The sequence below is a fragment of the Pseudomonas sp. PD9R genome, assembly GCF_019200975.1.
In the GTDB taxonomy this organism is placed as follows: domain Bacteria; phylum Pseudomonadota; class Gammaproteobacteria; order Pseudomonadales; family Pseudomonadaceae; genus Aquipseudomonas.
This window is the reverse complement of sequence record NZ_JAHTMR010000004.1, coordinates 315,576-334,744: the sequence shown is the minus strand read 5'-3', so window position 1 is coordinate 334,744 and position 19,169 is coordinate 315,576. Positions and strand designations below refer to the sequence as shown.

Annotated in this window: 13 protein-coding genes and 1 pseudogene; 6 read left to right on the top strand and 8 right to left on the bottom strand. The window is 54.1% G+C overall.

The features are described from left to right. Nucleotides 1–1,207 precede the first annotated feature (1,207 nt). Together KUF73_RS31690 and KUF73_RS31685 are read left to right on the top strand one after the other, a co-directional pair. On the top strand, nt 1,208–1,636 hold the full coding sequence (locus tag KUF73_RS31690; RefSeq protein WP_371135449.1) for a DUF6088 family protein: 429 nt from the start codon (nt 1,208–1,210) through the stop codon (nt 1,634–1,636). Nucleotides 1,637–1,847: 211 nt separating this feature from the next. After that, a pseudogene (locus KUF73_RS31685) lies at nt 1,848–2,111 on the top strand (transposase); the annotation flags it as partial. Between the two features lie 935 nt (nt 2,112–3,046). On the opposite strand, the gene KUF73_RS11580 reads toward KUF73_RS31685, so the two are convergent. The 5 genes from KUF73_RS11580 to gtdA form a co-directional block, all read right to left on the bottom strand. Further along, on the bottom strand, nt 3,047–4,243 hold the full coding sequence (locus KUF73_RS11580) for a 3-hydroxybenzoate 6-monooxygenase (protein ID WP_218438172.1): 1,197 nt from the start codon (nt 4,241–4,243) through the stop codon (nt 3,047–3,049). Nucleotides 4,244–4,266: 23 nt separating this feature from the next. Beyond that, the gene (gene maiA, locus KUF73_RS11575) at nt 4,267–4,908 is read right to left on the bottom strand and encodes a maleylacetoacetate isomerase (RefSeq protein ID WP_218438171.1); all 642 of its coding nucleotides are present in this window, start codon (nt 4,906–4,908) and stop codon (nt 4,267–4,269) included. Between the two features lie 27 nt (nt 4,909–4,935). Next, nucleotides 4,936–6,315 carry an aromatic acid/H+ symport family MFS transporter gene (locus KUF73_RS11570; protein ID WP_218438170.1) on the bottom strand — a complete coding sequence of 460 codons (1,380 nt, stop codon included), beginning with the start codon at nt 6,313–6,315 and terminating at the stop codon, nt 4,936–4,938. An 82-nt stretch (nt 6,316–6,397) separates the two neighbouring features. Then, a complete protein-coding gene (locus tag KUF73_RS11565; protein ID WP_218438169.1) occupies nt 6,398–7,093 on the bottom strand; it encodes a fumarylacetoacetate hydrolase family protein in 696 nt (231 codons plus the stop codon). A 29-nt stretch (nt 7,094–7,122) separates the two neighbouring features. Further along, nucleotides 7,123–8,172, bottom strand: a complete 1,050-nt coding sequence (gene gtdA / locus KUF73_RS11560) for a gentisate 1,2-dioxygenase (protein WP_218438168.1) — start codon at nt 8,170–8,172, stop codon at nt 7,123–7,125. Between the two features lie 174 nt (nt 8,173–8,346). On the opposite strand from gtdA, the gene KUF73_RS11555 reads away from it, so the two are divergent. Further along, entirely contained in the window at nt 8,347–9,285 is a 939-nt protein-coding gene (locus tag KUF73_RS11555) for a LysR substrate-binding domain-containing protein (RefSeq protein ID WP_218438167.1), read from the top strand. 96 nt (nt 9,286–9,381) lie between these two features. On the opposite strand, the gene KUF73_RS11550 is transcribed toward KUF73_RS11555, so the two are convergent. Both KUF73_RS11550 and KUF73_RS11545 read right to left on the bottom strand, forming a co-directional pair. Continuing rightward, a complete protein-coding gene (locus tag KUF73_RS11550; protein ID WP_218438166.1) occupies nt 9,382–10,098 on the bottom strand; it encodes a hypothetical protein in 717 nt (238 codons plus the stop codon). Between the two features lie 288 nt (nt 10,099–10,386). Continuing rightward, nucleotides 10,387–11,544, bottom strand: coding sequence for a DUF2235 domain-containing protein (locus KUF73_RS11545; protein ID WP_218438165.1), 1,158 nt, complete (start codon nt 11,542–11,544; stop codon nt 10,387–10,389). Nucleotides 11,545–11,767: 223 nt separating this feature from the next. On the opposite strand from KUF73_RS11545, the gene KUF73_RS11540 reads away from it, so the two are divergent. After that, nucleotides 11,768–13,273 carry a hypothetical protein gene (locus KUF73_RS11540; RefSeq protein ID WP_218438164.1) on the top strand — a complete coding sequence of 502 codons (1,506 nt, stop codon included), beginning with the start codon at nt 11,768–11,770 and terminating at the stop codon, nt 13,271–13,273. A gap of 124 nt (nt 13,274–13,397) precedes the next feature. Here the strand turns inward: KUF73_RS11540 and KUF73_RS11535 are convergent, their stop codons facing one another. Next, complete coding sequence (locus KUF73_RS11535; protein ID WP_218438163.1) at nt 13,398–13,784, bottom strand: hypothetical protein; 387 nt, start codon at nt 13,782–13,784, stop codon at nt 13,398–13,400. 284 nt (nt 13,785–14,068) lie between these two features. Here KUF73_RS11535 and KUF73_RS11530 point away from each other — a divergent pair, with 284 nt between their 5' ends. Together KUF73_RS11530 and KUF73_RS11525 are read left to right on the top strand one after the other, a co-directional pair. Beyond that, nucleotides 14,069–17,647 carry a S8 family serine peptidase gene (locus KUF73_RS11530; protein ID WP_218438162.1) on the top strand — a complete coding sequence of 1,193 codons (3,579 nt, stop codon included), beginning with the start codon at nt 14,069–14,071 and terminating at the stop codon, nt 17,645–17,647. Next, complete coding sequence (locus KUF73_RS11525) at nt 17,637–18,947, top strand: hypothetical protein (protein ID WP_218438161.1); 1,311 nt, start codon at nt 17,637–17,639, stop codon at nt 18,945–18,947. Before KUF73_RS11530 ends, KUF73_RS11525 begins: the two co-directional genes overlap by 11 nt. The last annotated feature ends 222 nt before the right edge of the window (nt 18,948–19,169 follow it).

Genomic DNA, 19,169 nt, shown 5'->3' with positions numbered 1-19,169 from the left:
TTGCTGGACAGATTTTGTGGCCGTCAGCAGTTATCTGGACTTTTTAACGGTTCACTGGATATTTAAGAAAAACAGTGACTTATCGAGTGAAAAACAACCATGTACGAGTAATTGCTAAATTTATCAACCGCAACAGTTCTCAGAAGTAATCGTGTAAAAAATGTGAAGTAATCGTGTAAATCGAGCCTTTCGCCTCACGTTCATGGATTTGCTTACAGATCACTTGTCCGGCAATCATCAGCGCGCTACAGGCCCTGGCGCGGCCTTTGTGACCGTCATCGTTCATGATTCTACGTCATGAGCAGCGGATCCAGATTTGATTGAAGTAGCTTTTTTGGGACCAGCTCGCTCGTTTACGGCATTACTTACGCGGCGAGTCCATCCGAAAACACGTCGCTGTGTGAAATCTGAAGCGTTCAGCGTGGAGTTGGTGCGCCGATTTCAAGGGCTGCCACACGTGCAAAAGCGCCGCCTGATTTACTTGCAAATACTTACGGTTTGGCGGTGAACACCTCGCGTTTGTAGGCTTTCTAGCTTTCCTCCCGCCAAACACCCTGGAAACTCTCCTGAATCTGGCTAGATTAAAAGCTCAGTAAAATGCCAATCCGGTACCGTTGTTAACCACAATTTTGACTTGTTAACTACGGTGGTTAACAAGTCAAAAAACAAGTTAACAGAGTAATTCTGATCCTGCATGTTCGCCTTGATTTGCCTGGCGCGTCTGGGGTTTCAACGCTCTGTAATGCTGTTCCAACTCCGGGATTTGCCGCTTGGAACGGTTACATTTATCATTACTCACGCTGCTCTGTCAGTCGTGACTTCCAGTTTTTGGCACCCCGCGAGATTAGGGGGGGACCACATCAAAGCGCCCTGACAAGAGATATGTGCTCTTGTAGGTGGTCTACCGCCAATGGCAACGTAACGACCTCTACGTGAAATCATTAGCTAGCTCAACTAAACATCTATTTAGTTGAGTTAATTTTAGGCCTCAATTTTTTCTCATAATAGCCCTAGGCTCGTCCCTGCCCAGCCAATTTTTTGCTAGCTGGAAAGGTGGAGGAACAAATGAAGAATGGGCTCACTCCCCCCTTCTTGAGCTCTACGACCGAAGGTAGATATGTCTAAATCCCTGCGACGCCGTCTCGAGAGCTAAGCCTTTGAAAAAAGCAGGAGCTTGCTAGTTTTTTGCGCAAAACTGGTAAGTGGTATGTCTGTTACCGCCAATATCGTCAAACGCATCAAGTACACTCCCAAAGGGCAACCATTCGGCATCGGTCGATTTGTTGACGCAGGTTCTCGCACAGCTGTGGCCAAAACCTTATCTCGCATGGCTGCATTAGGTAAGTTGGAGCGATTGAGTCGCGGTATTTATATGCGACCAAAGCTCAGTCATTTCGCTGGTTACGTGCGACCAAGTACCCAATCAGTTCTCCGAATAGTCGCTAGACGTAATCGCGAGATTATTCAGGTGCATGGCGCAGAAGCGGTCAGGGCTTTCGGGTTGAGTACCCAGATGCAAATCAAACCCGTTTTTTACACAAGCGGTGCGAGTCGCCAAGTAAAAATTGGGGCGAGGCATGTACGCTTGCTCCACGTCGCCCCTCGGAAACTGCAGCATGCCGGTACCCACGCTTGATTAGCGCTTTGCGCCCTCTTCTACTTAGGCAAAAAGGGGGTAAATGACACTGTCATTGGTAAGCGTCCAGCCAACACACCTTACGAACTCCAGCATTAAGGGCGATGGTGTCCGCGTATTTTTAAGCGGACGCGATAGCCCTTAATGTCAGGATTTCCATGCGCCAACGAAGCTCCTACCCCAAACCGTTCAAGCCTAAGTTGTTCAGGAATGCCTGGAACCCGGTGCGACCATCTCCAGCGTTGCCATCACCCACGGCATCAACGCCAACGTCATTCGCAAGTGGCTGCCGCTTTATCGGGATCAGTCAGCAGCGGCGCTGCCGGCGTTTGTTCCTTTGAGGGCTTCGCCTAAACGGCCGGCTGAGGCGTTGGCGATCATTGAGCTGTCCGTTGGTGAGCAATCAATCACGGTGAAATGGCCAACTTCCGATCCTGAAGGATGCGCACGCTTTGTCCGTGAGCTTGCCCAGTGATCCGCATCGACGCCATCTGGCTTGCCACTGAACCAATGGACATGCGCGCCGGTAACCACGCAAGGTGTGTTCGGCAGACGCTTACGGTGTGACTGCCGGACGCTTATGCAGATTTCACACAGCGACGTGTTGGAAGTAAATATCCAAAACCGGAAGGGGTTACACGGTTTTGGATATTTACATGCCAGAAATTTCGATATTTACTTCCGGGTAGTTGAAGGGCCAGAAACGACGAATCCCGCTCTAGGCGGGATTCTCAGCCGTCGATTGCATGCGTTCGACGGGGCAGGACGCTGTTACCTGGCACTGGGCCATCTGACTTTCATCAGAAGAGGGGTGCGATCCGAAGATCCCTGTAACCACCCTGTGGTTCACGCCTAGGCGCAGATGAACGATAGTCAATCCATAATCGCTATGTCAATCCTGCTGTCACCTCCTGGATCACCTAGATTCACCCCCGATCATCCCTCAGCCCCCGGTTCAGAGGGCTCTTAGCCGCAAGAACTGGCTCTTCGCCGGATCGCTACGCAGCGGAAAACGGGCTGCGGCGATCATGAGCTTGATCCAGTCGACGCGGCCCAACGGGCATAATCCGTATGCTTAGGTGACTTGGTCGGAAGCTTACTGTCATTGCCCGTATCAAAGCCAAGATAACCCCGTCTGAATTCAAGCAGCTCGTAGATAGTGAAATTCCCGTCTGGATGCAGGTCGCGTTCCGCCAAACTACTTAATGACTGTCGCCTTATGAATTCCACTCAGTCCCTCTGTCTCTTGGCTGTGGATTCAATAGGTCGACACAACACATTCAGTACTGTGGAAACAGGCTTCGTGTGCAGATTGAGCAGAGACCTTGAACTCACAGCCAAGCGATTGATAGGAGATGCGCCAGTGGCGATTGGGACTGTCTTAAATTCGAGGAGTGTTGTCCCCCGGCGTCAGACCTCCAGGCATTGAGCAACACTCCACCGATACAGCCAATTCAGTGCAGCATAAAACTCCGGTTGTGTACGCCCCGCCCAAAGCGAATTGCGCACAGTTCGCTCGACACCTTTGGCATGGTAGAGACGGCCCATTTCACGGGTCGACCACACGACTCGCGCAGTGCGTGGTATCCGTACCGATTCGTACAGGCTGAAGGAAGCCTGAAGGTTTCCATCGCAGGCCTTAACGGCTTCACCCAGTGTCACGGCATCCTCCAGAGCCATACACGCGCCTTGAGCCATGTACTGCGTCATTGGATGAGCCGCATCCCCAAGCAAGGTGGCCCTGGCGTTCCCCCAGCGCTCCACGGGTTCGCGATCTGCCGTCGCCCAGCGACGCCAGGATGTCGGTGTGTCCAAGAGTTGCCGTGGGACAGCGTGGATGCCTTCAAAATAAGAAAGCACTTCCTCTTTGCTGCCATCGCGCACACCCCACTCCTCCTGCTCGCGACTGTGGAACGTCACCACCAGGTTGTACTGTTCTCCGGCGCGCAGCGGGTAATGGACCAGGTGGCAATGAGGGCCAGCCCAAAGCATCGGTGCATTGACACGTAACTCAGGCGGCATGTTCGCCGCATCGACAACGGCCCTATAAACGACGTGTCCGGTCACCCGCGGGGCATCACCCAGCAGGTTTTCCCGGACAACCGACTTCACACCATCACAGCCGATGACCGCATCGCCTTCGTGGCGATTACCGTGGCTATCAACCAATACAACCCGACTCTCGCTGACGTCCATGCTGACAATACGCGTCGAGGTGCGGAACTGGATCAGCGGGTCTTTCTCGACCGCTTCCAGGATGGACAGATGAATGTCCGCACGATGTATCACTCCGTAGGGATTGCCGAACTGCTGACGGAACGCTTCGCCCACCTCAATACGCACGACCTCACTGGCATCGACGGCGTCCATCATGATGATGTGATCGGTGAATACCGAACGACGACGTGCGGCTTCGCCGACGCCAAGGGCATCCAGCGCCGCGTAGGCATTAGGTCCCAGCTGAATGCCGGCACCGATCTCGGCAATCGTGTCAGCTTGTTCGAGCAGCAGGACTTCCAGCCCCTGACGAGTCAATGCCAACGCAGCAGCCAGACCACCAATACCACCACCCACAACGATTACTTTTTGTTTTTGTGCGATGTTCATCATGTTCTCCGTTATCCGGCTTATCAGGCAATGTAGTCAGGTTGGTTGCTGGGCTCGGCGAGCATGAAAGCCGGGTGAACCAGGCAATGACGATAAATCGCCATGACTAATTCAAAGCGCTCCATATCACACCCCATCCGCAGGGCATTAGCGACCTGTGGCACCAGGCAACAGTCAGGCAGCGTGGGCTCGTCGCCGAAGCAATAAGACCCGTGGCCGTGTCGGTGCAGTAACGCTTCCAGCGCCTCCATGCCCTGCTCGACCCAGTGCTGGTACCAAGTACTTTTTTGCGCGTCCGTAACGCTCAGGTTTTTTTGCAGATAACCCAACACCCGCAGGTTGTTGATCGGGTGAATATCGCAACCAATCAAGCTGGCGACCTCCAGCACCCGAGCCCTGGCGATGGGATCGCTTGGGATGAGCCGCGAAGCGGGTTGAACAGCGTCCAGATAGTCGATGATTGCCAGTGACTGACTGATCGCCACGCCCTCGTCAGTGACAAGCAATGGCACGCTGCCCGAAGGGTTGAGCTGCAGATACGCCGCTGAACGCTGCTCCCCTGCCCGCAGATTGACCCCGTGGTATTGATAGTCGAGACCTTTCAGAGCCAGGGCGATTCGTACCCTGTACGAGGTGGAGCTGAAGAAAAAACTGTAAAGCTGCATTTTGAATTCCTGTGACTAGGTACACGGTCAGAGAGGTGTCGAGGCTTGATTCAGGGCGAGAGGGGTCGCCACTTTTCGGTAGCGCCTGCCCATGCGAAAGACCGCACCGGCCGCCAGCAGCGCGGGCAGCATCAAAAGCGTAAATATCTCGTTGAAACCCAGGCCCAGACCGAGCATCACACCGCCGCCCAAGGTGCCGACAATCGAACCGATCCGTCCGACGCCGTGGGCCCATGCCACGCCTGTGGCACGACTGGCCGTGGGATAAAAGTTGGACGCGAGGGCATTGGCGCCCACCTGAGAACCACTGATGCAGAACCCCATGGCCGCAACACAAGCAATCAGCGGATAGAAGTGTTGATAGACCTGTCCGATCGCCCACAGAAACCCCGCTCCGCAAAGGTAGGCGAAGGCGAGCACGCGCCAAGCGTCGAATCGGTCCATGGCATTTCCGAGCATCACGGCACCCAGGGTGCCGCCCACTTGAAACATCGCCCCCATGAGCGCGGCCTGGCTGAGGTTCAGGCCGGTGTCCTTGATCAGCATCGGCAACCAGTTGGTCATCAAGTAAATGATCAACAAGCTCATGAAGAACGAAGCCCATAACAGCACAGTGCCCAGGCTCAGTTCACCGCGCAGAATCAATCGGATCGGCGATTGCGCTCGCCCTTTCCCACTCACGGATTCCCCCAATTCAAAACGGCCATTCCAGGTCGAGGGTAATGGCGCGATGCGCCGCAGAATCCTTTCTACACGCGAATGAGTCGATCCTCGCAGGACCAGAAACCGCACAGACTCGGGCAACAGCCAAACCAACAGCGGCAGCAACAACAGCGGAAGCGCACCACCCAGCGCCAACACGCTACGCCAGCCATAAAGCGGAACCATGTGGGCCGCCACGATGCCGCCCAGTGCAGAGCCCAAGGTAAAGCCACAGAACATGCTGGTGATCATCAGGGAACGACGACGCGCCGGGCAGTACTCCGAAGTGAGCGTAATAGCGTTCGGCATCGCCCCGCCCAGCCCCAGGCCGGTCAGAAAACGCAAGACTGCCAGGCTCTCGACATTGCCAGCCCAGGCAGATGCCAGACTCCAGAAGCCAAAGAACAGCACTGAAAACAGCAACACCGTCTTGCGCCCTACCCGATCGGCCAACGGACCTGCGGCGAACGCTCCCAGCATCAAACCCAGCAGCGCTGCACCCATGACCGGGTTGAGTTGTGAGGGCGACAGGCCCCACTCATCACGCAAGGCTGGTGCGATAAACCCGACGGCGGCGGTGTCCAGGCCATCGAGCGCCGTAACGAGAAAACACAGCAGCAGAATCAGCCACTGATAGGCAGCCACGCGCTGGTTATCAATGAAATCCTGTACATCCACACTGTTGTTTTTGTCAGTGGAAGACATGATCGGCTCCAGCACGCCACAACAACCTGTGTGGCGCGCGAATACAGAACTTGAGAAAAACCGGCAGGCAAACCGACAGTGATTAAACAATGCGAACGCTGAGTTCGCCGAGGTGATCCACCCCCCCCGTCATCAACTCACCTGCCACGACCGCGCCCACACCTTCAGGTGTGCCGGTCATGATCAGATCGCCGGGTTGAAGCTCGAAGAAACGAGACAGGTAGCTGATGGTTTCCGGGACCGACCAAATCAGCTTGTCGATATCGCTGCGTTGTTTGTCCTGGCCATCGACCTGCAACCAGATGGCCGCGCTTTTTGGGTGTCCCGCGGCTGCCGGGGTCAGCGGTCCGATGGGTGCCGATTGATCGAATGCCTTGCCGATTTCCCAGGGGCGCCCCATCTCGCGCATTTTCATTTGCAGGTCACGGCGGGTCATATCCAGACCCACGGCATAGCCCCACACGTGCTCGTAAGCCTGATCCGGGGAAATATCGCGCCCTCCATTGCCAATCGCCACGACTAATTCGATCTCGTAGTGGTAATTGCTGGTTTCTCGCGGGTATTGCAGTTCCAGGGTCTGGCCCGGCTGGACCGGCACCACCGAGTCAGCGGGTTTGCAGAAGAAAAAAGGTGGCTCGCGGTCAGGATCGAAACCCATTTCTCGCGCATGGGCGGCGTAGTTTCGGCCTACGCAATAAACGCGGCGTACCGGGAAAGCATCGTCACTGCCATGGATGTGCAGCGCGGTGACCGCTTGAGGTTCAACAACGTAAGTCATGGTCATTTCCTGATGAAAACGAAAGGGAATTAGCGGGTTTCGCGGGATTCACGGAGGATACCCAGCGCTTCCTGCACCGGACGGTCGGAGAAGCTGAACAGCACGCAATCATCACTGGCCTGAAAACTCACAGCTGCCCAACTGGGCACCACGAAAATGTCGCGCGCTTCAAACTCATGGCGCTGCCCGGCAATGCTGACGCTGCCCTTGCCTTCCACTACGGAAAAAACGCTGGCGTCGGTATTGCGATAGGTCTGGCCACTGAAGCCACGGGGAAGAATTTGCATGAACGCCGCAATCGTCGGCATCGCCCACCCGCCCGTCTGCGGGTTGATGTAACGCATCTTCACCCCATCCCACGGATCGACCTGATCCTGACGTAGCAGGGTGTCGAGCGCCTCGCGGGTGCGCGCATAGGGGTAGTTGAAAATGGGTGATGTCTTTGACCGCGATGCATGCCGCACCGGTAGCAGATTCATGCCATAGCGCGCGAGGCTGTTGCCTTCAGGCCGTGTCAGTGGCTGAACGGGTTCTTCGTAGTTCTCTGCAAAGCCGGCACCAAAGAAACGCACCATCGGGATGTCCAGGCCGTCGAGCCAAATCACTGGCTCGCCACCTTCGGCCTCTGTCGGGTTGCCATGGTCGTGCCAGGTCCAGGACGGCGTAATGATGAAGTCACCCGGCTCCATGGTGGTGCGCTCGCCGTCAACCGCCGTATACGCACCGCGTCCCTCCACCACAAAGCGCAGCGCGGATTGGCTGTGACGGTGGCTTGGAGCGATTTCGCCCGGCAGGATCATTTGCAGCCCGGCATAGAGGCTGGTGGTGATGGACGCCGAACCTCGAATGGCCGGGTTCTCAAGCACCAACACTCGGCGGACTGCTTCCTCGGCGGTGATCAATCGACCCGCTTCGGTCAAGTACGGACGCAACTCCCGATAACGCCACAAGGCGCCAACGCAGGCGTCGGCAGGCTCTTTGGGGACCAGGTTGTGCAATTGCTCCCACAACGGGAAAAGATGGTGCTTGTCGATGCGCTGGTAAAACTCGGCACGAACATCGTTGGTTTTATTATTCACAGGAGCACCTATGAGAAATGACCGGTAGTCGAGCCCGACATCTGCGGCTCAAGCGTTGTGCCCTCGTTGCCTGGCGAGTGGAGCGGTGGGCACGGCTGAAGTATTAAGTAGTTAGACATATCCGAATAATGTTATTTTTTGATGCACCCATACCCATAAAGGCATACAAGGCAAATGGACTGGACGCGTCGAATTCGGGTGCAACATCTGCAATTGCTGGTGACGCTTGCTGAAACGGGAAGCATTAGCGAGGCCGCGCGAATCTCCTTCAGCACGCAACCTGCCCTTTCGAAATGGCTCAAGGAACTGGAAGAGAATGTCGGCGCCCCGCTCTTTGAACGGCATGCTCGAGGTCTGAAGACGACCGTCCACGGCAATATGCTGTTGGGGCACGCGCATCGCGTGCTCAGTGAAATGGATCGTGCGCAGCACAATCTCGCGGCTTTGCTGGATGGCAGTTCGTACCGCGTGGCTATCGGTACTTCGCCAGCTTCAGCGCCAAACCTGGTGCCCGCTGCCATCATGCAGTTCCTGCGTCTACACCCCAAGGCGCAGGTGGAACTGCAAGAAAGTACGATGAACACATTGCTCGACAGGCTTGAGCTGGGCGAACTGGATTTAGTGGTCGGCCGGCTCGATAACTACGCACCACGCAAAAACCTGCGCAGCGAAATGCTCTATGACGAAGCGATGAAGGTGATCTGCAGGCCTGATCACCCGCTGACTCATGTCGAGAATCTCACGTGGGATGAGTTGTACGCTTGCGACTGGATTGTGTGGCCAGCGGGCACTCCGATTCGCAGCAAGCTGGACATGGCACTGACAAGCGCTGGCCGAGGTCCCTTGCCGTATCGAATAGAATCGTCATCCTTGGTCGGCAATCTTTGGCTTTTGCAATACAGCGACATGCTGTCAATTGCTTCGGAGCGTGTGGCGGAACACTTCACTCAGCGAGGCCTGGTCGTACCGCTCCCCTTCGAGCTCGACGCGACAGGCTCGTTAGGCATGTGTTGGCGTGATGAAATTCATCCTGATCCAAGCCTGCCGAATCTGCTGGAGAGTTTGCGTTACGCGGCGTCTAGTCAGGCATCTACACAATTGCATCTCACGTGATCACCCAATTGATATCAATTTGCTCATGATCCGTCTGGTGAAGATACATTTGCGATGATTTACGTCAGCACTGCGTTTTTTCAGATAACAACACTGTCAGACAGTAAATACGAAATCGACGATCGCACGCTCGGCAAAGCGTCCCAAATAAATCTCATATTCGAATGGTAAAGGAGGGTCATTTAGATTGTCCTGCATGGCAACTCCAGTCGCGATTAAACGATAAACTTTAGCGGTTTCAAGTGTTCTTCCACCGTACGCAGGTAGACGCATAGAGTCTGCAAAAAACACTCCCCTAAAACGCCGCCAGATACTTGTATGCTCATCAATGACACCAGCAATTGGGGGTTGGAGCGGCGTAGTAACATCCTGGGCAGCAATTTCCTCAATATGGATTCCGATCTCCCCCACTGCCCGCTTGCGTATAATCCGCACGGAGACCCACGCCTTGCCCGCCGCTGGAGCTGGTTTTTCTTGTAGAGACTCAACGGGTGGGCGTAAACCCAACGTTTTAAAAAGTTGATATATGGCTGCGCTACCACCTGCGAGAACGCAAGCAGAAAGAAATTTTGATAAAAAGCCTGGATTGCCCTCTCCACCAGCCATTCCTATGATTCGAGCGAATAAGTCGTAGTTGAACTGACGAACGACGGCATAGCCAACGACAATCATGATTAGCGTCTTGACGGCTCTTCCATTGAAAAACTCGAGGTAAAGACGCCATTGAAACAACGTCGTCAACGCTGACTCCATCAAAGTTGCCACCACAAACACTCCAATCAGAAGCGGCAGCAAATCGCTTGTATTGCTCATAAGAACGCTGTCCTCCAAGCAAATCTACGCGACAGGAATCAAACCCAGCTGATGGTAAATTTCGAGCCAGCAAATGAATGCCAAAATTAAGATCAATAACGCAATTTTAGGTTAGATCACCCTTCGACTACTCGGGGGTAGCTACACTTAGAATTTTTCAGTATTAAGCGTATTACCGATCAGTGTCCAACTCGTAGAAAAGATCCGTGAGCACGGATACGTTGAAATACCCACTCTGTTGGAAGCGCACCTTGAACCCGACCAGGCAAGCCCCAACGACCTACGATGTCATGGCAGGCCAGCAACACTTATATGGTCACTCACCACCGTGTATGACTTCTCCAATGGATCAACCACCGGCCTCACCAATGGCCTTTGTAGGTTAGGAGGGTTGTATGCAGGTACGCCATTCAAACGCTCCTCCAGCGAGCTATGAAGCAAAGCATCCAACGCAATAAAACGCGGCTTGGGCTTCCCAAACGGTGGCATTTGCCCGATTCGCAATACGCGCTTGGACTTGCTCCAATCCCAAATAAGTCGAGGTACCCATTCAGCAACCTTCCAACCGTCGGTCATGGAATCATGCATCGGTCCGCAAGCGTCTCGAACACTGCCGCTGATCATGATCATCTGTTTCCTGGCTTTGTTCAGATCAACATGCAATCCCACTGCCATTGCTTCGCCCAACATCCAACGGAACGCCCCAAGTGCCAACTGTGCTTCATTTGCCGCGTACCCTCCTCCGACGTCCGAGTGAACTCCTGGAAACCAGACTTGTTTGACATCGGTTCGGGGGGCATCGTCCGTCCAAAGATGCTGGCGGAAAAAACTTCTCTTTTCGTCCACCGACATCGCGTGGCGAACTATCTCTACATTTCGGTTATTGATGGTGAAAGGAATGCTCACAGGATCGTAAACCCAGCCGACGGATTTGACCGTATCGAACAAGCCTAAAAAATGCACATTTACTCGCCGGCTGAACGTAGATTTGAAACGCTCCTGCAGCTTGAAGTCAGGCTTGTTCTCCTTCCCGTTCCGCGCCATGAGTATCGACCAACCGTACTCAAAAAGATGCGCTTGATGGCTTGGTACCACCCCTACCGCACGTATCACTGCAGCCAGCGCTCTGGCCGCGTAGGCACCGCGAGAAAAACCAAATATATACAGTTCGTCATCGTCTCTTAGATTTTCAGCAATGAAGCGATACGCCCCTTCGATCGTGCGCTTGATTCCCCATCCGAAAGCCAGACCGAATATCCGCGATGGAATTTTTTGCCACTCGAAAAGTGTTTCTTTCAAACCAAACGTACCGACCCCCTGATCGTAGTAGGTGAGCACCTGTTTAGGATCGTCCGACAACGAACGTACCAACCTGATTATGTTGGTGGGACAGTGACTGAAACGATTTCCGGTACCGTCCAGGAAAATGACCAGTTGTCGTGCCATACCGCCCCCCCCCGCTACGCTGCTGGATGTCCCGACACTCGCAAAGAATTCGGTGCTGGCACAATTGGTGTAGGTTGCTACGATTAATAAACGTGTTGGAAACATAGATAGATCAGCGTTCTCTGAATAGCCAGTTAAAGCGAACGAATCACTGAATGTGCGTAATCTGGCGTTGCTGTTGAGTCGTCAGCACTCGCAACTCTTTTTGGTGAGGTACTGACAGATGAACCCTCATTTCCGCGGATACGAATACCAAGCTCAACCAAATCTGCAGCGCGCCTATGCTCGGCTCGATCACTTCGAAACGGAGGCCGCATCGGGTCATTTTTTGCTTGCATTCGATCTTGTCGACGCAAATTGGCTGGACCAGCAAGGATCTCAGAATCATATCTTTGATTTGGACCGTCCTGAGGAACGTTCGAAAGCCTGGAAAAAATGGGAAGAAACACCGCGCCACAAAGCCCAAAACCCTTTTGACACCATGCCAGTGTTTCGACTCGAGCTAGAAATACGACACGGTGAAGATCTGGATGAGTTTTTTAACCTACCCGATCCCCTAAAAGACAGATTTCGCCTTCTCAAAAGGGTAGCGTTTTTGGAAAAAAGTTGGTTCGAATTTGCAGTGTTTAACGACAAGCAACCCGACAGCAGCCCAGCTGACCTCTATACCAGTATGTTTACGCCTCCCACGGCGGTCCATATCAAAGGCAAGATGCCATCAGTTCAAAAAGGTAATGCGTTAACGGGAATATTTTCTCTGGCCCACCTCCCCAAACTGCCCAAAAAGGATTTCAAAGATTTGCTCTCCGACAAAGAGGCCGACTTGCTGGCGGTCTATGATGTGGGACAGGGCAACGCTAATGCGATTTTGTCAGACAGTCGGATACCAACGCTTTACTATGATTTGGGTGCTGGCGTTTACAGAAATCAACGTACGACTCCCTATCCTTTGTTCTTTTGCTTTAGCGCCAAGCCTCCCATCGTACTTTCCCATTGGGATGCTGACCATTGGGCAGGCGCTTATGCATGTGTAGTCGGTGACAAGTATCCCGCACTGGAGCAAACCTGGGTCGCCCCCGATCAGACCGTTGGCCCGGTGCATGTGGCCTTTGCCTACGATGTTCTTATCAATGGAGGAAAATTTTTCATATACAGCGCACCTGTCGGAGACGTAGGCATCGCTCAGCTACTGGATGACAGGCAAATCAAATTCATCCTGGGTAAGGGGCCAGACCGCAACGACACCGGCATCGTGCTGGCAGTGGAGGAGATAAACCAGCGGCCTCATAGAAGTTGGTTGCTAACCGGTGATTGCGACTATCTGTACTTCGTCAATGAACTGCTTCCAGAGTCACCGGTGGGAATCGTGGTACCGCACCATGGAGCAGACCTTGACCCAAACACTCTCGTTCCCACACCTCCGACCGGTGCTATTTATAAACGCCTGATTTATTCATTCGGTCCTGATAACAGGCACGGCGGGACGAGAGTTCGGCACCCGACGGATCAGGGCATCGCCATACACAACAACAAGCACAACAATGTCTGGAACCACAACAGATGGAATAATTCCAAACCCGGAGAGTGGGTCCCCGGTGGAGACGTTCTGGCGACGTGCGAGCATCAGAAAGGTGGTATTAGAGGCGGTGTGCTGATCGGCTGGGATAGCCCCCCTACCTTACTAAGCACGCCATGTAGTGGAATGTGTCAAACCCCGACCCAGGCGTAGGCTAGCGAAAAAACCCATCATGCGTTCCGACGGTGAGTTGCAACTCGCACTCAGCGACCAAACCATGGCAGAGTCATTAGTTCATCACGAACGCATCCCCTTTTCCCCTTAGACGAATCGGGCACTACCGAATTCGCTCCACTTCCAGCTGTACCTTGCCAAAGTTATTGAAGTAGAAATTCGGAGCGTCGTTCGCACAGCAAAAAAGACGACCGCTCCTGCTCGCCTCTATCTCGTTGCGACGACCTATGACAAATGCAGGCCCATCCGTCTCTTTGACTACACCGACCAAACAGAACCAAAGCGCATCGGGTACCGGACGCTGAGATTCGTAATAGGCCTGGGGCCAAACCTTTGTGGGATAACCATCAGCGTCGGTGCGAATGACGAGATCCCACCATGTACCGTCAGCCGTAAAGCGGTAAAGGCTACCCTCAACCAGATCAATTTTGGTGTCGTTCCACGGGACACGGGCATAAATCGTAGCTTGGGAGGTTTGTCCTACTTCCATGCTGCTTCTCCGGAGCAATCAAGGCGCATTCATCTCAGGCTAGATCAGAATTGCTGCGCTGCCAGACTGACAACCGGCCCGCCCCTGGAAGCGTCGAAAACGGCAGGTTCTTGCGCCGTTCGTTCAACATTCCCGACGACTGGTTACTGCCGTACTGGCCGTAATGCCAAAAGCGTGTCTACGCTGATACGTGCAATCGCAAACAGCCAGTAGTGAGCGCGATTGTGGATGCGGCTTCAGCGGTGCCGCAATGGACTGTACTGCAGCGCGCGGAGCCCCGGCCCATGCCTAGCGTCCAACGATTCCTCGTCAAAATGCTGCCTGCGCCAAATAGCGCGAAGCTATCCTTGGCTGGCAAACGACTTAATGTCCTCCCCCTATACCAATCTAATTCGCAGGCACAACCCGGTATAGCGGCGCAGCCCGTATGGCATCTGGTCGAGCCCAGTATCCCACTCGACACCCTCAACCCTTGGGATGTCTGTCATGCATTGGTATCCGGCGGCATGGGTATCAGCGGAGCGCCACATCCCGAATTTGCCGAGCCCGACTTTGCCCAAACCTGGCTCTCCGGTTCCCGGGAAGATCAAGCGTTGGCGCTGGGTGCTTCTTGCTCGCCTGAAGAACAAGAAGAGAAATATCCATGGGAAACGAACAAGTTCTGGTATCAGGACCCTCAACACGGTCAGTTCGACAGTCTGCTGGCGAAAATCGGTACCGTTGCGCCCGCCAAGGTACGGGTGGCGCATTTGGACACCGGATATGACCCCCACCACATATGCCTGCCGGTCAATCTGGAACACAACCTGGAGCGTAATTTTGTAGATGCGGATCGTCCCAATGACGCCACTGACGATTCGTCCGGTCTGGTGAACAATCTTGGTCACGGCACAGCAACAATGAGTGTACTTGCCGGAAATCCATTACCCGGCACGACCCGCCTTGGTGCAGCCCCTTTTGTGAAGGTTGTCCCCATTCGTGTGGCCAACCGGGTCGAGTTGTTCTACAACAGCGCCATCGTCAACGCACTAAGGTATGTCCGAGACCTTTGCCAGGATCCCAAAACAGCCGTTCAGGTTGTGACGATGAGTATGGGCGGGTTACCCAGCCAGCTGTGGGCGGAAGAGGTCAACGCCCTTTATGAAGAAGGTGTGGTGCTGATCACCGCAGCAGGCAATAACTTCGGCAATGCACCCACTCACCACATCGTCTATCCGGCTAGGTTCAATCGGGTCATTGCGGCGTGTGGCGTGATGGCAAATCACAAACCTTATGCTGATCTTCCAGTCACATTGATGGCCGGCAACTATGGACCGGACAGCAAAATGCGAACGGCGATGGCAGCGTACACACCGAACATACCGCGAGCAAAACTAGGTTGTTCAAACACGGTTGATTGGAACGGCGGCGGCACCTCCTCGGCCACACCACAGATAGCGGCCGCTGCCGCTATCTGGATTCAAAAAAACTGGACAAAGTGGAACGCTTACCCAGACAAATGGATGCGGGTGGAAGCCGTTCGTACAGCGTTGTTCATCACTGCGAACAACACTGATTTTTCCAGATTGGGACACGGGGAGCTACGAGCACTTGACGCTTATGGTGTCGCCGCACCGACCGCCGCGGCCCTGGAAAACAAAAAAGAACAAGTCGATGCCGTCTCGTTCCCTTTTCTGCGGGTCCTGACTGGACTTGGCATGACGCAGTTTGGAAACACGCAGCAAAAAATGCTCGAGCTAGAGGCCTTACAGCTTTCCCAGTCCGCTGCAATTCAGGCGATCCTGCCAGATCCTGATGTCGATCCGGACACCCTCAGCCTTGCTCAGCGTGTTGTCCTTGCCCAAGCACTATCTCAACACTCCAAAGCGTCCCAAGCGCTACGGCGAGCCCTGCAACTAGGGCATTCCAATTCGCCGTCCGGACCACATCAAACACCTTCAAAATCGCAAGCGACGCCAATGCCAAATACTGGCATTGGCGATCAGCACCTTCAGCACGCATTACTACCCGTGCCACCCACACCGGTGTCACGCAGGCTGCGTGTTTACGCCTACGATCCATTGCTAGGCCGCACCCTGGAAACAGTCGGCATTAACGAAACAACGCTACAAATACCGTGGGAGACTGATCTGCTACCAGGGCCAATCGGTGAGTACTTGGAAGTCGTGGATGTCGATCCCGCCAGTGGCTGCTGTTACGCACCGGTAGATCTAAACGATCCGCGTCTTTTGGCTACCGACGGCCTACAACCTTCCGAGGCGAACCCACAGTTCCATCAACAAATGGCGTATGCCGTTGCCATGAAAACGATCCGTCATTTCGAAAATGCATTGGGTCGCGTTGCACTTTGGGCGCCACGTTTCGTCGGTATAAAGTCGGATTACGTTCAACGCCTGCGTATCTATCCGCATGCCTTACGCGAGTCCAATGCCTACTACAGCCCTCAGCGTAAAGCGCTCTTGATGGGCTACTTCAGTTCATCCGACGGTAATAGTGGTGTGGCCAGTGAGTATGTGTTCACTGCGCTCTCCCACGATATCGTCGCGCATGAAACGACCCATGCGTTGCTCGACGGGCTGCATCGGCGTTTCATAGAACCGACCAATCCAGATGTGCTGGCCTTTCACGAAGGGTTTGCCGACATTGTTGCCCTCTTCCAGCATTTCACCCTGCGCGACTCACTTCGGGAGTTGCTTGCGCACTCTCGTGGGGATCTCAGCCAACAGTCGATGCTGGCTTGGCTGGCAGTGCAATTCGGCCAAGCCACCGGTCACTACAAGGCGTTGAGGGATGCTATTGGCACTGGCAGCGTGAACGCCGACAGTCAACCGACCTGGACACGCCGTTTGCCGAAATCGAATGATTACCAGAGTCAGACTGAGGCCCACGATCGGGGAGCGGTGCTGGTGTCGGCGGTGTTCGATGCATTCTTGCAGGTCTACACCAGACGAGCCCAAGCGCCTATCCGGCTTGCCACCCACGGCTCAGAAGTTCTACCCCAAGGTGCACTCCAGAGTGACCTTGTCGATGCACTTACAGACGTGGCCAGCACCGTAGCCAGGCACATTCTCACCATATGCATACGGGCACTGGACTACTGCCCTCCGGTAGACATCACATTTGGTGATTTCCTGAGAGCATTGGTAAGTGCTGATCATGACTTGGTGCCCTCAGATCCTTACGGCTACCGCGTTGCGTTCTCTTCCGCGTTTATGGCTCGCGGAATTTACCCCGAAGGCTTGCGCAGCTATTCAGTTGATACATTGCGCTGGGAACCGCCCCTGGAACCCCTGAGTACGCTGAATGAATTGCTGCCGAAACTGAGCCTTCAATGGACGCTTCAGACACATCGCGAATCGGCATGGAAGACATCGCGGGACAACGCCAAGGAATTCCATGGCTGGTTGATGAGCCCCAAGCACGTGAGTGAAGCCGAACTGTCAGCACTCGGGCTGTATCGCCACGCGAACCGGAATTTTCAGCTTCAAATTGGCGACCGTACAGTTGCATGCGACATGCGCGGGATCGAGGTTCATTCGGTGCGGCCTTTGCGGCGTGTGGGGCCGGACGGGCAGCTGCTATCGCAAATGGTCGTTGAGTTGACCCAATCCCTCCATGCGAAGGATGGCAGCGGCAATATATTTCGTGGTGGCGTCACGTTGGTCATCGACCTGAACAGTCGGCAGGTGACCTATGTGGTGCGCAAGCGTATCAATCAGCCGGCACGTCTTGCGCATCAACAGCAATTCCAGGATCAGCGCACGCAATCCATGCAGGACAAGTACCGCGGTCTTCGGGCGATGGCCAATGAACCTTTCGCGCTCGTACACCGAAGCATCGACGGAGGTGGTCATGAGCACTAAACAGCCTCGTGCCACGGTACGGATTTATCGTCATGGATTGGGCGACTGCCACCTTGTGACACTGTACGGAGAAGAAGGGGCGACCTACAGAATTCTGATCGATTGCGGCGTCATCATCGGAACCTCCAACGCCACGAAAATGATGACGGATGTGATGGACGATATCCTGAAGGAAAGCGGCGGCAAAATTGATCTTTTGGTGGCCACCCACAAACATTGGGATCACCTCTCTGGCTTTATGCAGGCGAAGGATAGTTTTGCAAAGTTGAACGTCGATGAAGTCTGGATGGCCTGGACGGAGAACCCTGACGACAAACAAGCCAACGCCCTGAAAAAGGATAACGACCAAGCGCTTGCCATGCTGCAATCGGCCGCCTTGCGCCTTCACATGGACACTCCGGACGTCGAGCATCCCTTGCTTGAGTTGCTCGGTTTCTTCGGTGCCTCGGCACGTATAACCACCCAATCCGCACTTGAAGCAGTGCGCAGCAAGTCCGCGAACGTAAGGTACTGTGATCCGAAGGACAAACCTCATGATCTAAAAAGTTTTGGCGCAAGAATTTATGTACTTGGCCCGCCGCGCGACGAGGACAAGCTGAGAAACATGAACGCGCCTAAAACCCCGGGCGACAAGACCACCTACAAAATGGCCTTGGATGCCTTTAATCAATATCTCACTCCAGCAATCAACGAAGACGAGTCGCAGTTACCTTTTTCCCGTCCCTACAACATTCCCACCCAGGTGGCACAGACGGTTGCATTTTTTCAGGAGCGCTACTGGAATCAGCAGGACTGGAGACGCATTGACGATGCCTGGTTAGACGATGCCACTAGCCTTGCTCTGCAACTCGACAACGTCGTCAACAATACGAGCCTGGTGATGGCCGTCGAACTGAATGATGGAGAGGTTTTGCTCTTCGCAGCCGATGCGCAGGTAGGCAACTGGCTCTCTTGGGGCAATCTCGCATGGACTGATCAGAAAGGTACGCGAGTCACTGGCCCTGACCTGCTGCGCCGCACTATTTTTTACAAGGTTGGACATCACGGCAGCTCCAACGCCACCGCCCGCGAAAGCGGAATTGATCTGATGACGAATCTGGCAATAGCCGTGGTACCGGTCGACCATGACATGGCACTGAAGCGCAAATGGGGAGATCTCCCCTTCAAAACCTTGATGGACGCTTTGGAGCAGGCAACGAAAGCTCGTGGCTATACCCTTCGAACTGACCGCTCACCCAGTAAGGCCGCAACATTGAAAGGTTTGCGTAGTGATCCCCTCTATTTTGAGATTGACCTATGAAGCAGTCCACCCTACTTCTTTCAGTTAAAATTTATATTTTTCAAGAAAATTAAACACAAACCACCATTGAAAAGTGAGCTTTGAATCTGGCAACAAATCAAGTTGGATAACCGCCCAATGACTCATCCGCCATCAACGGCTGAAGAAGACATGCAATTGGCTTCTAAATTTTTTTAAACTGATCGCTTGCCGCATACCCCAGAATAAACAAGTAGCAGTTAG

What these genes read in the sequence shown, in the direction of transcription:
- KUF73_RS31690 (WP_371135449.1), top strand. Translation starts at nt 1,208, where the DNA reads ATGTCTGTTACCGCCAATATCGTCAAACGCATCAAGTACACTCCCAAA.
- KUF73_RS11580 (WP_218438172.1), bottom strand. Translation starts at nt 4,243, where the DNA reads ATGAACATCGCACAAAAACAAAAAGTAATCGTTGTGGGTGGTGGTATT.
- maiA (WP_218438171.1), bottom strand. Translation starts at nt 4,908, where the DNA reads ATGCAGCTTTACAGTTTTTTCTTCAGCTCCACCTCGTACAGGGTACGA.
- KUF73_RS11570 (WP_218438170.1), bottom strand. Translation starts at nt 6,315, where the DNA reads ATGTCTTCCACTGACAAAAACAACAGTGTGGATGTACAGGATTTCATT.
- KUF73_RS11565 (WP_218438169.1), bottom strand. Translation starts at nt 7,093, where the DNA reads ATGACTTACGTTGTTGAACCTCAAGCGGTCACCGCGCTGCACATCCAT.
- KUF73_RS11555 (WP_218438167.1), top strand. Translation starts at nt 8,347, where the DNA reads ATGGACTGGACGCGTCGAATTCGGGTGCAACATCTGCAATTGCTGGTG.
- KUF73_RS11550 (WP_218438166.1), bottom strand. Translation starts at nt 10,098, where the DNA reads ATGAGCAATACAAGCGATTTGCTGCCGCTTCTGATTGGAGTGTTTGTG.
- KUF73_RS11545 (WP_218438165.1), bottom strand. Translation starts at nt 11,544, where the DNA reads ATGGCACGACAACTGGTCATTTTCCTGGACGGTACCGGAAATCGTTTC.
- KUF73_RS11540 (WP_218438164.1), top strand. Translation starts at nt 11,768, where the DNA reads ATGAACCCTCATTTCCGCGGATACGAATACCAAGCTCAACCAAATCTG.
- KUF73_RS11535 (WP_218438163.1), bottom strand. Translation starts at nt 13,784, where the DNA reads ATGGAAGTAGGACAAACCTCCCAAGCTACGATTTATGCCCGTGTCCCG.
- KUF73_RS11530 (WP_218438162.1), top strand. Translation starts at nt 14,069, where the DNA reads ATGCCTAGCGTCCAACGATTCCTCGTCAAAATGCTGCCTGCGCCAAAT.
- KUF73_RS11525 (WP_218438161.1), top strand. Translation starts at nt 17,637, where the DNA reads ATGAGCACTAAACAGCCTCGTGCCACGGTACGGATTTATCGTCATGGA.